The sequence below is a fragment of the Tindallia californiensis genome, from assembly GCF_900107405.1.
GTDB lineage: Bacteria > Bacillota > Clostridia > Peptostreptococcales > Tindalliaceae > Tindallia > Tindallia californiensis.
Map to the genome: position 1 here is coordinate 53,215 of NZ_FNPV01000006.1, position 16,159 is coordinate 69,373.

At 41.9% G+C, this 16,159-nt stretch carries 12 protein-coding genes; 7 read left to right on the forward strand and 5 right to left on the reverse strand.

Annotated features, from left to right (window positions below):
* Positions 1 to 2: 2 nt before the first annotated feature.
* The 3 genes from BLV55_RS09345 to BLV55_RS09355 all read right to left on the reverse strand — a co-directional run bounded on the left by BLV55_RS09345 (position 3) and on the right by BLV55_RS09355 (position 4,577).
* A complete protein-coding gene (locus tag BLV55_RS09345) occupies positions 3 to 1,367 on the reverse strand; it encodes a uracil-xanthine permease family protein (RefSeq protein ID WP_093314083.1) in 1,365 nt (454 codons plus the stop codon).
* 350 nt (positions 1,368 to 1,717) lie between these two features.
* Complete coding sequence (locus BLV55_RS09350; RefSeq protein WP_093313721.1) at positions 1,718 to 2,506, reverse strand: Na-translocating system protein MpsC family protein; 789 nt, start codon at positions 2,504 to 2,506, stop codon at positions 1,718 to 1,720.
* Positions 2,469 to 4,577 carry an ABC transporter substrate-binding protein gene (locus tag BLV55_RS09355; protein WP_093313723.1) on the reverse strand — a complete coding sequence of 703 codons (2,109 nt, stop codon included), beginning with the start codon at positions 4,575 to 4,577 and terminating at the stop codon, positions 2,469 to 2,471. The genes BLV55_RS09350 and BLV55_RS09355 overlap by 38 nt, the downstream gene beginning before the upstream one ends.
* 369 nt (positions 4,578 to 4,946) lie before the next feature.
* On the opposite strand from BLV55_RS09355, the gene BLV55_RS09360 reads away from it, so the two are divergent.
* From BLV55_RS09360 to BLV55_RS09375, 4 genes are read left to right on the forward strand one after another with little or no spacing between them, the layout of a single operon-like run.
* Entirely contained in the window at positions 4,947 to 5,714 is a 768-nt protein-coding gene (locus tag BLV55_RS09360; RefSeq protein WP_093313725.1) for an ABC transporter ATP-binding protein, read from the forward strand.
* Positions 5,698 to 7,707, forward strand: a complete 2,010-nt coding sequence (locus BLV55_RS09365; protein ID WP_176968350.1) for an FtsX-like permease family protein — start codon at positions 5,698 to 5,700, stop codon at positions 7,705 to 7,707. Before BLV55_RS09360 ends, BLV55_RS09365 begins: the two co-directional genes overlap by 17 nt.
* A gap of 17 nt (positions 7,708 to 7,724) precedes the next feature.
* On the forward strand, positions 7,725 to 8,396 hold the full coding sequence (locus BLV55_RS09370) for a response regulator transcription factor (protein WP_093313729.1): 672 nt from the start codon (positions 7,725 to 7,727) through the stop codon (positions 8,394 to 8,396).
* Positions 8,393 to 9,439 carry a sensor histidine kinase gene (locus BLV55_RS09375; RefSeq protein ID WP_093313731.1) on the forward strand — a complete coding sequence of 349 codons (1,047 nt, stop codon included), beginning with the start codon at positions 8,393 to 8,395 and terminating at the stop codon, positions 9,437 to 9,439. Before BLV55_RS09370 ends, BLV55_RS09375 begins: the two co-directional genes overlap by 4 nt.
* A 20-nt stretch (positions 9,440 to 9,459) precedes the next feature.
* On the opposite strand, the gene BLV55_RS09380 is transcribed toward BLV55_RS09375, so the two are convergent.
* Complete coding sequence (locus BLV55_RS09380; RefSeq protein ID WP_093313733.1) at positions 9,460 to 10,956, reverse strand: protein adenylyltransferase SelO; 1,497 nt, start codon at positions 10,954 to 10,956, stop codon at positions 9,460 to 9,462.
* Positions 10,957 to 11,217: 261 nt separating this feature from the next.
* Here BLV55_RS09380 and helD point away from each other — a divergent pair, with 261 nt between their 5' ends.
* From helD to BLV55_RS09395, 3 genes are all read left to right on the forward strand, one after another.
* Positions 11,218 to 13,524 carry an RNA polymerase recycling motor HelD gene (gene helD, locus BLV55_RS09385; RefSeq protein WP_093313735.1) on the forward strand — a complete coding sequence of 769 codons (2,307 nt, stop codon included), beginning with the start codon at positions 11,218 to 11,220 and terminating at the stop codon, positions 13,522 to 13,524.
* On the forward strand, positions 13,521 to 14,813 hold the full coding sequence (locus BLV55_RS09390) for an MFS transporter (RefSeq protein WP_093313737.1): 1,293 nt from the start codon (positions 13,521 to 13,523) through the stop codon (positions 14,811 to 14,813). The genes helD and BLV55_RS09390 overlap by 4 nt, the downstream gene beginning before the upstream one ends.
* Positions 14,814 to 14,911: 98 nt before the next feature.
* Positions 14,912 to 15,367: a hypothetical protein gene (locus BLV55_RS09395; protein ID WP_093313739.1), complete on the forward strand. Its 456-nt coding sequence runs from the start codon at positions 14,912 to 14,914 to the stop codon at positions 15,365 to 15,367.
* A gap of 243 nt (positions 15,368 to 15,610) precedes the next feature.
* Here the strand turns inward: BLV55_RS09395 and BLV55_RS09400 are convergent, their stop codons facing one another.
* Positions 15,611 to 16,084, reverse strand: a complete 474-nt coding sequence (locus tag BLV55_RS09400; protein WP_242870089.1) for a hypothetical protein — start codon at positions 16,082 to 16,084, stop codon at positions 15,611 to 15,613.
* Positions 16,085 to 16,159: the final 75 nt, after the last annotated feature.

The window sequence follows — 16,159 nt, forward strand, 5'->3', positions numbered from 1 at the left end:
CCTTACCCCTCCTGTTCCATTTCTTTTCGTTCCTGTTGTTCATCAGCTAAGGTCTTTTGAGGCAATATCAGATTAAGGGTAAAAGCCACAATGGTTGCAATTACTACCGCCGACTGACCAAAAACCATCATGACCCAGTCAGGGAAAAGTGCTAAGGATTCCGGTACCTGAGTAATGCCAATTCCTAAAGCTACAGCCAGTCCAACAATAGACATATTGCGGCCAGAGAGTTCATCCTGAATAATAAGTTTAATCCCGGTCATAGTAATCATGGCAAAGACCGTAATGGTTGCTCCTCCCAGTACACTTTGAGGGATGGTTGTCATCACAGCTCCAAATTTTGGTACAAATCCTCCCAATAAGATAAAAGCGGCGGCAATGCCAAGCACAAATCGACTGACTACTTTTGTCATGGCTACAATCCCTACATTCTGGCTGTAGGTAGCTGTCGGCAATCCACCAAACAAAGAAGCGGCAATACTGGCAACTCCGTTACCGATAATCCCTCCGGAAAGTTCTTTTTCTGTCACTTCTCGACCCATGCCACCTACCGTAGTAGCCGATAAATCGCCTACGGCCTGCACTGAGTTAACGATATACATAATCACCATGCTAAGAATTGCCGGTGGATAAAATTCAATCCCAAAATGCAGTGGTCTCGGTGCGGCAAACCAGGAAGCTTCGGCTACTGGTGCAAAACTGACCATGTTAAAGAAAAAAGCAATGATATAGCCAGCAACAATCCCCATTAAAATAGAAGCCAGTTTGAAATAACCTTTGGTAAACTGATTGCAGAACAATACTACAGAAAGGGTGATCAGTGCCACCACCCAGTTGGCATAAGAACCGTAGGTTGCTGAGCCAACACCACCCGCAATATAATTAATCGCAACGGGATATAGAGAAAGTCCAATGGTAAAAACAACGGTACCAGCTACTAAAGGCGGAAAATATTGTCGGACGTGTTTGATAAAGATCCCTACCAAAACAGCAACGCCACCACCTACCAGCTGAGCACCAAAAATACCAGCAATTCCGTATTGAGCGCCAATGGCAATAATGGTTGGCACATAAGCAAAGCTTACCCCCATGATCACTGGTAAACCGGACCCTACTTTACCAATAGGGTAGAGCTGTAGCAAGGTGGCAATTCCAGCAATAAACATGGCACACTGAACCAACAAGGTTCGGTCTGAAGAACTAAGCCCTACCACACCGGCAATAATAATGGCTGGCGTTACATTCCCGACAATCATGGCCAAAACGTGCTGCAATCCCAAAGGAACCGCTTTTCCCATGGTGGGAATTCCATTGACATCAAAAACAGAAGTGTTGCGGGGTGATTGGTTGTTAACGGCTTTTTCCATTTGTTTTTCCTCCTTTTTTTCTTCTAGTTCTGTTTCCATCTTTTCCATCTTTTCCATCTTTTCCATCTTTTCAAAAGCTTTGTGTTGCTTCCCTCCCTCGGTTTTTTGGACATACAAAAAGGCCAGCACAAACCGAGGGAATTTCCCTCATTGCGCCGGCCACCTAAAGCGTCATTTTCTAATGATCTCCAGTTGTTACGGTCTGTCTATGAAATTTTTACTGCCTCCTACTCAAGAAGAACCTAGCAGGCTTTTCATCCCGCCAAGGTGGAATACTCTTAAGTTTCTGAATTTATTGTATCATACTCCTTTTTCCAACGCAAGAGATTCCAGGAAAACCTTTTCATTCATTATGGGATTTCCAATACCAGCTTTTCCTGATCTTTCCGGCTATCACAGACCACTTCCCGAAGCTTTACCGGACACCCGGTGACCTGGGACAGACAGGTTGTTAAGGTCTGTTGATTTTCCGTATAAAACAAGCGACGGTGATAATCGACCAAGCTATAATGGCGACGATTGACCAGAATACCTTCTTCCAGCCGGGTAAGACATCCTCGGGCACGGATTTCAATCCTGCCTGCCGTCAAGGAAACATGAAGGTCTCTGGGCCCTTTCCCCGTTGTTGTTTTCATAAAATGAGTCACTTCTTTTTTGATTTTAATCTCCATCTCCGCTAACTCATCAGCCGTTTCCAAACATTGCTCCCCTAACACCACCAAACATTTTTCTTTTTTGATAATTTCCTGCGCTACCTGATTCATCTGCTCTAACAACTCTTCTAACTCAATGGGTTTAACCACATACCGGACAATTCCCACTCCTACGGCTTCGATAATGGTTTCACTGTCCGAAAGAGCCGAAGTGACAATAACAGGCATCTCCCATCCCTTCTCCCGAAGTCTTTTGATCATGGTAAGGCCATCCATCTCTGGCATTTTCAAATCGGTGATGATTAGGTGAGGTGGCCGCTCTCCAAGAAAACGAAGGGCTTCTGTTCCATTGGATGCCAGCCTCAGCCGTCCGACCCGCCGTTTCAGATAGATGGCCAGTTCCTGCCGTGTCTCCGGATCATCCTCTACATAAAGAACATTCAGCTGTTTAAGTACGGTCATGGGTTCTGTTTTCTTTTCCGTCATCTAGCTTCCCCTCCTTCTTTTCGGGCATTCTTATGATCATGGTGACTCCCTGTTGATGGTTTTCCCAGTGAATCTGACCTTTTAAGCTGTTTTCTATGATGGTTTTGGTCATGTAAAGCCCTAGTCCAGTCCCTTGTTTTTCTGGTTTTGTACTGAAATAGGGTTCAAAAATCTGTTCAGCAATAGATGGATGTATCCCACCACCCGTATCAGATATGGATAAAATAATCCAGGGAGGATCTTTTTCAATGCCAACCTTTATACTTGGGTCTGATGGCTGATGCTCCGCTAAGGCATCCATCGCATTGGCAATCAGATTGAATACGGCCTGAGAAAAATGGTTGCGATGCCCATAGGCGGTTATCTTGTCGTCCCCTTCCAAGGAAACCTGGACTCCATAAGCACGAAGCCGGGCTTCCATTAAGTCCAATACTTCCTGAACTGCCAGCTTCACTTCATAATAATCAGGCTGAAGGGTGGGATTCGCAAACTGCATAAAATCATCTATCGTATCAGACATTCGCTTCATTAATCTTCGACTGTGATTAACCGATCGATTCATCTGATCTTCATCCAACTCATCATACCGAAAGGCATCTTCCAAATTCGCCAGTACCAAACCCAGATTATTGAGAGGTTGCCGCCACTGGTGAGCGATATGGGCAACCATCTCTCCCATAGCCGCCATTCTTGCCTGATAAATCATCAAAGCCTCTTTTCGACTATTCTCTTCCCGTTCCTTTTGAAACAATTTTTCCATCCGGTGAGCCTCACGGCGAGAAGTAGCCGCTACCAACAAGAATCCTATAAGTAGCAAAAGGCCCAGTCGTAATAAGAATAAAAGCCGCTGCTGCCGTTGTTGCTGTGTTTCCTGTTCCAAAGTTTCATAATCAAAGATAAAGGAGTTCATCTCTAAGGGCTTAGTGATTAATCCAAGCCGACTGAGTGCCTGATGGGTTTCTTCCCATCGGAAAGGATGAAGATTTCCCAGTTCTACCACCGGATAATAGGTTAATTCCATGACCTGCTGTGCCTGAAATTTGTTATATTCCAGAAATTCGCTGGGATACATGAAGTAATCATCCCCCTCATGACCGCTGGCGTAACCTTGATCAATCCTGGTATGCTCAAAGCTTTCTGTAATGAGGGTTGCCATTTCCAAGGGATTTTCCAAAGCATAACGCCATCCTTGCAGCGTAGCTTTCCGAAAAGCTTCTACCATTTCCGGATCTTCCTGTGTTAGCTTTACCGTTGTAAACACCGAGTCTCCATAAAAATCGATTCCATAGTCCAGTGGTCGAAGGACCGAAACCGCCACTTCCGCTTCCCGAGCCTCCAATAAAATGCTGTCTAGATAGGATGGCACAATCTCATAGCGACGACTGGTCAGATCTTCCAGCGTAAAGCTTCTTTTTTTATCCGTATAGGGCAACTGTACCGGATCAATGCCTTCAGCGATCAACATTGCCTGAAGTTCTACATCCAACAGGTCTAAATGACGCCGGGCTACCTTCCGATCTAATAAATCCACCACGTTATTGACTTTAGTTTCTTCCAACCGATAGTAAGCTACGGCACTTCGCTGAAAAATAGCGGCTACCACCGACAACGGTTTTCCGTTCTCGTTGGCAAACAGAATATCCACAGCTCCTACACCAAAATCCGCTCTTCCAGCTTGTACTTCTTCTGTAGCTTGTCGGATATTGCCTGTCTCATCAAAAGCAGAACGAATGGTAACATCCAAACCAGCTTCTTCGTAATACCCTTGCCACAAAGCCGCATAATAGCCAGCAAACTGAAATTGAGGCTCCCATCGAAGTTGCAGAACAACGGATTGTTTATTTGCAGAAGGTGACGGATGTTCCTTGGTTTCTTCTGCGCTCTCTCTGGTTTCCAATTCATAGCCATGTGGTATTTCAGGATAAAAGCCAAAGGCTGTCTCTGTAGATACATGGATCGCTCCTATTATCCCCACTCCTAGGATGAATACCACTACCCTAAGAAACAAGGCTACTGTTCTTATAAGGAGCTTTTCTTCTTTCCTTAAACACTCTTTGAACTCAGCGGCCATTTGGGTCCCTCCTTTGCTGCCTTAAAACCAAAATATCTTTGACGGATCTATGGAAGGCTTCTTTCTCTCCAGCATTCTTCGACAAAACTCTTCCATATCCTCTTTTTCCTTTGGCTCCTATTTTAGGGGGAATTCATATGATTTTTTTGGTTTTTTCCTTATGACAAACCAGTCACCATCCTAAACCACCAAGGAGCTCACAGAAACCTTACAAAAATGAAAGCTTCCTGTAAGGTAAATCCATGGCAGGTATTTCCAAAGCAACGTATAATAAGCCTATGAGGGTAGGAACCTACTCATCGTCATGACTAACGTGTCCTTAGGGATACTGTTTTATAACAAGGAAAAGAAATAGGAGGCAGGATCCATATGAAATCATTATTAAGTGTCCAAAATGCAGAAAAATATTATGGCAATAAAGGCAATGTGACAAAAGCCTTGGATGGTATCAGTTTCGACGTAGAAGCAGGGGAATTTCTTGGAATTATGGGTGCTTCAGGCAGTGGAAAAACGACATTGCTTAATTGCATCTCAACCATTGATCAAGTCACCACTGGAAGTATTAACGTCAAGGGACAAGATATTACACGGCTTAAGGCCAAGGCTATGGACCATTTTCGCCAAAATGAATTAGGATTTATATTTCAAGATTTTAATCTTTTAGACACATTAACCGCCTATGAAAATATAGCCTTAGCCTTAACCATCAAGGGAGAAAAAAGTCATCTTATCCATGATAAAACCGTAGCAGTCGCAAAATATTTAGCCATCGAATCTGTGCTAAAACACTATCCCTATCAACTATCAGGTGGACAAAAGCAACGGGTGGCTTCTGCAAGAGCTATTATCACAGACCCATCCTTAATTCTAGCAGATGAACCTACAGGTGCATTGGATTCTAAATCCGCACGATTATTACTAGAATGCTTTGAAAGCCTTAACAAAGACCTAAATTCCACTATTCTAATGGTCACTCATGATGCATTTACTGCTAGTTATGCCCAAAGAATTTTGTTTATTAAAGACGGTACCTTATTTAGTGAAATCCTTCGAGGAAATCAATCTCGAAAGGCTTTTTTTCAACAGATTATAGAGGTGATGACCTTGTTAGGAGGGGATGATGAGCATGTACTTTAAGATGGCTTTAAAAAATGTGAAAAAGGGTTTTAAAGATTATTCTATTTATTTTATGACCCTTACTTTAGCGGTCTGCATATTCTACAGCTTTAATTCCATTGGTTCTCAAAAAGCTTTTGCTTCCCTAGAAGGAATGGAAATGGATATCATTGCTGATTTGACCGCTGTGATTGGATATCTTTCCATCTTTATATCTTTTATCGTAGGAGGATTGGTGATTTATGGCAATCGCTTTCTGATTAAACGACGAAAAAAAGAATTTGGAACCTATATGATTTTAGGCATGAGCAAGTGGAAGGTATCAACAATATTGGTTTTTGAAACCTTAATGGTAGGCATGGCTTCCCTTATGAGCGGATTAATATTAGGCCTCTTCGTGTCCCAAGGTATCTCTCTTTTTACCACCATCTTATTTGAAATCCCTATGAAGGACTATGCCTTTGTGCTTTCTTTGGAAGCCATGAAGAAAACCTTCTTTTATTTTGGGATTGTGTTTCTTGTGTCTCTTCTATTTACCATAGGCTCTTTATCCAAGGTAAGTGTCCTTAAACTTCTAAGGGCTTCTAAGATCAATGAAGAAATGAAAATCAAAAGTTCCCCCTTATATATCTTGTTTTTTTTGACATCCATCACCCTCCTTTTTAAGGCTTACAAACTAGTCTTAACCGTAGGATTTCGGCCCATGGAAACAAGCTTCCTTCTTTCCTTAGCCCTGGGAATTCTTGGAACAATCCTTTTTTTCTTTAGTTTTTCTGGGTTGATGATTTTTATCTTACGAAAAAGTACACTATTTTATTTGAAAGGAATTAATATCTTTACAATCAAACAACTAAGCAGTAAAGTGAATACAAACTTTTTAGCTATGTCCATGATTACTTTCATGCTTTTGATTACCATTTCTGTCCTTTCCACTGGATTAAGCTTTCATAAAGCCATGGAAGAGAGTTTTGAAACATCCGCACCTTTTGACGCCAGTGCATCGGCTTATAGGACGGAAGAGGAAATCACGGATATTCACGCTTCTTTAAAAGAGGTAGGATTACGCTTGGATCACCAGGAACAATATAGCATGATCGATGTATATGGCCTCGGCCTAACAACCATGGAAGTATTCGCATTAGAGGATGGCTCCAACGCCTTAAGCCTTTATGATCTAGAGGTATCCGCCGTCAAGCTTTCAGAGTATAATAAAGGAAGAACACTACAAGGAAAGGCACCAATGGAATTAGAAAAAAATGAAGTATTGCTATTAGGTAATTTTTCTGAAGTAAAAGGGGTATTACAACAATATATGGATCAAGAAACGACCATAACACTGCCTCAACAAATATATACACTGAAAAACCAAGTGCTTTTAGAAGATAATCTGGTCAATACTCCTATGCCATCTTTATTCCCAACCCTTGTCTTTCATGATGAAGAAATAGAAGGTCTGCCCATTCAAGAACGCCACTTCAACATCATGTATCATGAGGACTATCAGGAAATATCCGAAAAAAAATATCGACAGATCTTTTCCAAGTATAAAGACGGTACTTTCCAAGAAAAGACCTCTGGCTTTATTATAGGTGACACCAGAGAATCTATGTTGATCTCTAACACTGGCTTGACAACGATCGTTCTTTTTCTTGGAATCTACTTAGGCATCGTGTTCCTCGTAACCAGCATGGCGATTTTAGGCCTTCAACAAGTTTCAGAAGCTGGAGATAGTATTGAACGCTATCGTTCCTTGAAAAAAATAGGCGCAACGGATCAAATGATCCATCAAAGTATTTTCCAACAAATTAGTATCCAATTTGCATTGCCCCTTATAGTCGCTATCCTTCACTCCTTTATTGCCATCCATGTGATGAATCGTTTTATTGCACTTTTTTATCCTGTAAACATAGGAAAAAGTGCCTTGATTACAGCCATGTTGTTTATAGTGATTTATAGCGGATATTTTATGGCTACTTATATGGGGTATCGAACTATTATTCATAGCAACAACTAAGAACTGGAGGTGCTCTGGTGAAAAAAATTATCATTGTCGAAGATGATCAGGTTATTCGGGAAGAACTAGAAATATTCTTGCGTAAATATGGCTATGATCCTAAGGCTATGGATTCTTTCGAAAATCCAGTGGAGGAAATAAAGAAAGAAATGCCAGATTTGATCCTACTCGATATCAACCTTCCTTATTACGACGGCTATCATATTTGTCGAGAACTTCGAAAAACAATAGATACCCCCATCGTGGTAGTCACCAGTCGAGATAGCGAAGGAGATGAGCTGATGAGCATGAACTTAGGTGCAGATGATTTTATCACCAAGCCCTACAACACACAGATTTTATTGGCTAGAATTGCCGCCATTCTTCAGCGAAGTCAAAAACAAATGCAACAGCAGGAAATGATCCATCATGACGGATTACAGCTTAATTTATCCACAGCTGTTCTGAGCTATGAAAATTCCCAAGTAGAACTTACAAAAAACGAAATCAGGATCCTCTCCTATCTTTTAAACAATGTGGGAAAGATTGTTTCCAGAGAAACCCTTATGGAGTATCTTTGGAGTACAGATTCCTTTGTGGATGATGCTGCCTTAAGCGTAAACATCACTAGATTAAGAAAAAAACTAACGGAAGTTGGTAAAGAAGGAATCATCGAAACCAAACGAAAAATGGGGTATCTCATCCAATGACCCTATATGCGTATATGAAAGATAAAGCCTTGTTTTTGATGGTTAATTTCCTTCTATTCCTTGTCTTAACCATGATCATGATCATCGGAGGATTAAATCCACAACTCATCTTATTGCTATTTGTTTTATGGTTTCTACCTCTCACCTCTCATATGCTGCTAGAAGCCATCAAGCTCAAAAGATATTATGACCAGATCCAAACCGCTTTACAGGAATTGGATTCCACCTACTTATTGCCTGAAGTAATGGAAAAAAGCACCTTTATCACCGGGCAAATCCTGAATGACATTTTAGGGGTCCTCTGTCGAGATATGCATGAAGAGGTAAAGAATCACAGAGATAAGCAACAGGGATATCGAGAGTATATTGAGGGATGGGTCCATGAAATTAAAACCCCCATTGCTTCTTCAAAATTAATTATTGAAAACCAACGAAATCCCACCACAGAAAAAATCGAAGGTCAACTCAAAAAAATTGAAGGCTATGTACAGCAAGCTCTTTACTACGCCAGAAGCAACACCGTACGAGAGGATTATTTGATTAAAGCCTTTCCCCTGAAATCCTTATTAGTTTCCGCCTTAAAAAATAATTCCAAGGATTTTATCGCAAAAAAAATAACCATCGACATGAAAGAAGTAGATTATATTGTCTATAGCGATTATAAGTGGGTAGAATTTATTGTTCAACAGATTCTCATCAATGCTATCAATTACAGTAAAGAAAACCGTGGGCGACTTGAAATTTTTTGCGAAGAACGGCCTAACGCGCTGATTTTAATGATTAAAGACTTTGGTATTGGAATCAATGAACGTGATATTAATCGGGTTTTTGATAAAGGGTTTACAGGAGAAAATGGCAGACGTTTGGGCAGCGCCACTGGCATGGGTCTTTATCTCTCCAAAAAATTATGCCTTCAATTGGGCCTTTCCTTGGAAATTATATCCAAACCCATGGAAGGTACTACAGTAATGCTGGGGTTCCCCTTGGATAAAAAACGAACAGAGGTATTGTTGGAGTTCAATCAACCTAATAACAGAACCTAAGAAGAGGGGAATTCCTCTTCTTAGGTGCCACAATACGTTTTGTATGGCTTGTCAAAGGGCGGTGGACTTTGGGCATATTTTTCTTGGTCTTCTGTATACGCATAAGGATTTTTAAGTGCTTCTAACAAGGATTCCATAAGGGTGAAATCCTGCTGTGTCACTACGGCTTCCAAGGCTTTTTCCACCCAATAATTCCGAGGAATTACGGAAGGATTGGATTCTTTCATTTTGGTAGCTATTTGAGGTAAAGGAATCCTTTGATGGGCTATCCGTCTTCTCCAACGCTGAAGCCATTGATTAAATTCTTCTTTCTTTTCTCCTGGAGTGATCCCAATATTGGCTTCTTCCTTGGCTATGTTTAACGTCAGATTACGGAAGGTGTTGGTAAAGTCCATCTGGTTTTTTTCCATTAATTGAAGTAAATCTTCTACCAGTTTAATATCCTGTGGCGACCCGGTCTCTATTCCCAGTTTATTCCGAAACCCATCCAGCCAATATTGACGAAATAAAACCGGATATTGTGCCAGCACTTCTTGGGCCACTTCAAGGGCCTTTTTTTCATCCGGATCCAATAAGGGCAATAAGGTTTCCGCAAATCGAGCTAAATTCCAACCAGCCATAGTGGGCTGGTTTCCGTAGGCGTATCGACCATAGTAGTCGATGGAGCTAAAGACTGTGGATGAATGATAGGTATCCATGAAAGCACAGGGTCCATAATCGATGGTTTCTCCGCTAATAGCCATATTATCTGTATTCATAACACCATGAACAAAACCTGTCAGCTGCCATTTAGCTATTAATGCTGCCTGGCTGTTTACCACCTGTTTCAACAAGGAAAGATACGGATTTTCCACCGACTCCAAACCAGCATAGTGACGATGATACGTATACTCCGCCAGTTGTCTTAAATGCTCCTTTGTATCCCATTTAGCCACATATTCAAAGGTACCTACTCGTATGTGACTAGCCGCCACTCGACACAGAATCCCACCAGCAAGTCGATGTTCCCGGAACACTGGCTCCCCTGTACTCACCACGGCTAAACTTCTTGTTGTAGGAATACCGAGACCATGCATGGCTTCGCTAATGATATATTCCCGTAGCATTGGTCCTAAGGCCGCTCGTCCATCCCCTTTTCGTGAATACGGCGTTTGTCCCGATCCTTTTAATTGTAAGTCTACCCTCTTTCCTTCTGGAGTGATTTGCTCCCCTAGCAACACGGCCCGACCATCTCCCAACCTGGTAAAATGACCAAACTGATGGCCCGCATAAGCTTGAGCTACAGGAGTCGCACCTTCTGGAATCTGGTTTCCTGCCAATACTTGGATTCCTTCTTGGCTTTCCAATTCTTCTGGGTTCAATCCAATATCCGCTGCTAATGCATTATTGAGCATCACCATCTGCGGGGAAGGGACGGGCTCTGGTTTCAGTCTTGTGTAAAAGCTTTCCGGCAATGTAGCATAACTATTTTCTAGCTTCCATCCAAGTAGTTCCTTCTGTTTTTTTTTCTTGGTCATCTCTCTCACCTTCTCTTTCTGACACCTAGGGTCAAGGATCCTACCCAGGCTTCTTTTTTAATAGATACCCTTTCTCCCATTGAAATATTGAACACCCTGAACAACTTGGGCATAAAAGGTTCCTTTGTTGACAATAATCCTTTGTATCGGGTACAATTAGTACGATAAAGCCATTTCTCAAAAGGCAGCTGCTTCGTTTTTTAATGAGAAGCAGCTTTTTCTTGCCTTTGGCTATATGAAACTACAGAAGGAGACTTATTCATGCCCAAAGACCATAAAGAAGATTTTCCCCAAGAAGTACAACGTTTAGAAGAAACGAAAGATTATTTAGAGCAAACCATTGGAACCCTTTTAAACAGCCGCGAAAAATTCAAGGAAGAAATAAAAGATGCTTATCTTCATTTGGATTTTCTAGACAGCAGTTTAAGTTATTCCAGTATTATGCTTAATTCAAAGATGCTGGATGAATTAGAAAAGAATTTTGCCCTCTTAATGAAATCTCGTCAAAAACCATATTTTGCACGAATGGATTTGAAACAAAAAGGCAAGGAGCAAACAGAAGCTTTTTATATTGGAAAAGTCTCTTTATTTGACGAAACCATGGACACCCCTCTGGTAGTGGACTGGCGAGCTCCTATTGCCAGTGTCTATTACGATGGTCGCCTTGGAGAAACCAGCTACAAAGCCTCCGGCGGTACCTATGCCATCGATTTGTATAAAAAACGCCAGTACACCATTGAAGAAGGAAACCTGCAGGAGTATATGGACGTAGATATTTCTACATCTGATGCTTTTCTACAGGCCTCTTTGGAAAATCATGCTGGTGAAAAATTAAAGGATATTGTTTCCACGATTCAAGAGGAACAAAATACCATTATTCGAGCTGATATCACAAAGCCACTGATTATACAAGGCGTTGCCGGCAGTGGAAAAACAACGATTGCCCTTCATCGAATTGCTTACTTGATCTACACCTACTCGGATACTTTTGTACCAGAAGACTTTATGATTATAGCTCCCAATCATCTGTTCTTGGATTATATCTCTGGGGTTTTACCAGAGCTGGGAGCAGAACGGGTGCATCAGACCACTTATATCGACTTGATGTTTTCCATCCTTGGTAAGAAACATCGACTGACGGATTCCAATGAAAAACTACGATTTTTGGTAAAAAATGACCCTGCCGGAGATCTGGCTTCCGCCAAAAAATCCATGCAAGAAGCCGCCGCCTTCAAAAATTCCATGGACATGAAGAAATTGTTGGATCTTTATATCCAGCAATTGAAGGATACTCTCCTGCCAGAAGAAGACTTTTGTATAGGGGATAAGGTTCTGCTCACCCGTCAATCGATTCACCAGATGGTCCATGAGGATTTTTCCTACTTACCTCTTTATAAACGAATTGACCGCCTAAAAAAAATGCTTTCCAAGGAAGCGAAAAATGTCTCAAAAAAAATCTTAGCCTCTTTAGAACATGAGTATGATGTCCTCCTAGACCGTATTCGTAGCCAGGAAGAACCGTCGGATCAACGGACAGATAAACTGGTATCCCTCATGAATGAAAGGGACGAAAAACTGGAGGCTCTTAAAAAAGAGGTTCGAAATGTTGCCAATCACTACATTAAAAAAATTCCAAAAGACACCTTGCTGAATCTCTATCAATCTCTTTTTTCCCAGAAGCTTTTATGGGAAAAAGCCACTACTTTTTCAACTCCAGAAACCCTTGGCTCCCTATTGGAGGAAAGCAACTTAATTTTTGCCAGCAACAAGCTGGAACTTGAAGATTTAGCTCCTATGGCTTACCTTCACTACCAGCTTTTCGGCCTAAAGGAAGATTTGGACATAAAGTATGCCGTCATAGACGAAGCCCAGGATTTCAGTGATTTTCAGTTCCATGTGCTTCGAGAAGTTCTAGGAACAGATCAATTTACGATCCTGGGTGATCTGTCTCAAGGAATTCATATGTACCGATCCATCACAGATTGGTCTTACCTTCAACATCATGTTTTTCAAGACCCAGCCAATTATTTAACCTTGGAGCAAAGCTACCGAACCACCATCGAAATCATGAATATGGCCAATTGGGTACTAAGTCAGTCGGCTACAGAGCACCTGCTTAAGGCCAAACCAGTGGTACGCCACGGCCAAGAGCCAACAATAAAGGGTTTCCAAGAAACTTCTCAAGTGATTCATGCCATCCATGAGCAGGTGAAGTCCCTAAAGGAAGCGTCTTTTACCACCATTGCCATTATTACCAAATCTCAAGAAGAAGCCACCAACCTTCATAAAAAACTTGTGAAGAAAACTGACTTGAAGCCGGTCTTGGTGACGGAAAAAACCCTTCATTTTGACCATTCCATTTTTGTCATTCCCGCTCATTTATCCAAGGGACTGGAATTCGATGCCGTTATCATTACGACCCTAGAAGATCGATTTACCCTAGAGGCTTTGGATGCGAAATTGCTTTATGTTGCCATGACCAGAGCTCTGCACCGTTTATCTTTCTTCTATACAGAAGGAACCCTAGACTATTCTATTGACTCATACCACCCTAAGGAGCTTTTATGAAAACCCACACAAATACTCAACCTAAAAGCAAACTGGCTTTTCCTGGATATAGCTGGATCATTGTCCTCCTCAGTGGCCTAATCCTTTTTTTCTCTGGTCCGGGCCAAACGTATAATGTTTCTGTTTTTATCGACTCTTACATTGAATCTGAAGGCTGGAGTCGCTCTGCCATTTCTGGATTTTATTCTGCCGCCACTTTAACGGCAGGTCTTTTAATGCCTTTTTCTGGCAGATTGATCGACAAGAAAGGCCATCGTTTTATGACACCAGTTATTGCTGGATCCCTTGCCCTAGCCTGTTTTTGGATGAGTTTTATGCAAGCCCCTTGGATGTTGGTACTGGGCTTTGTAATGATCCGACTGTTTGGGCAAGGCTCTATGACACTGCTTTCCACGACTCTGACACCACAGTGGTTTCATCGAAAGCAAGGCATTGCTCTTAGCATTGCTTCCTTAGGCGGCGTCGCTGGTCCTGCTTTAATTCCCATCATCAGTACTTATCTCATTCTCCATTACGGTGCCAGCCTTGCCTGGCGTTTCTGGGCTTTCTGGCTTTTAGCCTTGATGGTACCTTTGGCCGCCTTGTTGATTCGGAATCGGCCAGAAGATATCGGCATGGCACCCGATGGTAGAATGGCTTATGAAGCAGATTCCAAAGACATCACTTCCTCTAAAGAGACAAATCCTACGGCCCCTATGACCCCGGATTGGGAACCTGGAGACGCGACGAAGACCCGAACTTTTTGGATGATGATTTATTGTATGCTGGTCCCCTCTATGATTACAACAGGGATCACCTTTCATATTGTTTCTATCATCAGTGAAAAGGGATTTCCTGTGACCTTCGCAGCCTTGATCTTGAGTATCACGGCAATGGTACAACTACCAGTTACTTTTTTAATTGGCTGGGCTTGCGATCGGTTTCCTGTCTACAAATTAAAAGCCTTTAATTATCTGTTGATGGCCGCCGCTATTTTATTGTTGCTTTATAGCCCCACAAAGCCATTTTTGATTCTTTATGCGGTGATTCACGGCATTTCCATCAGTGCCGACCATGTCAGCACCAGTGCTTGGTGGCCTGGGAATTTTGGTCGAAAGCATCTGGCCACCATTCGAGGAATGGGCATGACGGCCATGGTCATTGGCTCGGCTTTGGGACCATTGCCTTTTGGCTTTGCCTACGATACCTTTGGCGACTATCAGTTTATTTTGTTAACCATGCTTCTTTTTCCCCTTTTAGCTTTTGGTGCTGCTCTTATCTCACCGCCTCCTCAAAAGTCTTCGAATTAAACCAACACCCGTCTTGACAGCAAACGAAGCGGAAAAGACAGCCGAGTGTCTATACTTAATGTCGTACCGAATGATTAAAACGAATGGAGGACTTCCCTATGCAAAGCATCCCTTTATTTATCCTACTGTTGTTCGCCTTTATTTTTGGCAGCCTTAGTAATTTTAAGAAAAGAAAACAGTGCACCTATCAAAGCATTATGACCAGAAGCCGCCTTACGGCTGTCGGGCTTTCCACCTTGGTTTTTCTTGGCATTACCTATAATACCGGCCATTTTTGGACTAATTATCTACTGGTGCTTGCAGCCAGTGTCTACATCCTGTCCGGCCTTATGGCGGCTGGTATTCATGAGAAGGGAATTCTTCAGTTTACCGGAGTCACCCTTTTGGGAAAAATCGAAAAATGGGAAGACCTTGATGAGATACGGGTAGAGAAGAATGGTTTAACGAAACTACGCTTTAAAAGTCGCTATGGAAAACAAACCCAGTGTTATCCGACCAAGGATTATTCAGAAATTCGAAAATTTATTTCTTCGCAAATACGAGGAGCCAACTAAGTAAGTTGGCTCCAGGTTGTAGACAAAGTAATTTGAACTCGGTTATAACACTACGATCTTGTGTGTTTTGGTCGAAAGGTCGAAAACAGAAATCCAAACTCACTCGTGCCCTGCGGGTACTCCGTTCAAACAAGGATTTCTACCGGTTTTCTCTCTTTTTCGAAAAACACATACAAGCTCTTTGTTAGATGTCCTCGCCTCAAATTACCATGTCTACATAATTTGTCTTCAGTCTAGAGCCAACTAAGTAAGTTGGCTCTCGCTATGTTTATGCTGTTTAAGTTTTCGTGAATAGTATAAAAAAATCGGTAACGGAATAACTATCCATCCAAAACTTTTGATCAAATTGTTCTTTGCCCGATTGGTATATCGTTGTTGCTCTTCTGCCACCATGGCATCATATTGTCCTCTGATCTCTTCTGCCACCTGAGAGCTGATTTCTTCTCCTTCCAAATCATAAACCCGGTCTACGTTCCATCTGCGATAATCTTCATAAGATTGATAGTACGGTGTCGGTGCCACGATATCCGCCAGCGCCATAAAGGCGGCAACACTACCACCAATGGTCATCATCAGTGTTGCAAAAAGCACTACATAAATATATACATTTTTGATCATTTCTTCTCCTCCTTGGTGTGAACCACCTTTTACTCCAATAACCAGCAGCCCTAACAAAGCAAACATGATAAACGGAATCACTAATGCTCCTACCATCATTTTATCCCACCTTTTTTCTGTTTCTTTTCTGCTACGGATTTTCTATGCTCTTTTCACCTTTTTTCTGCTTCTTTT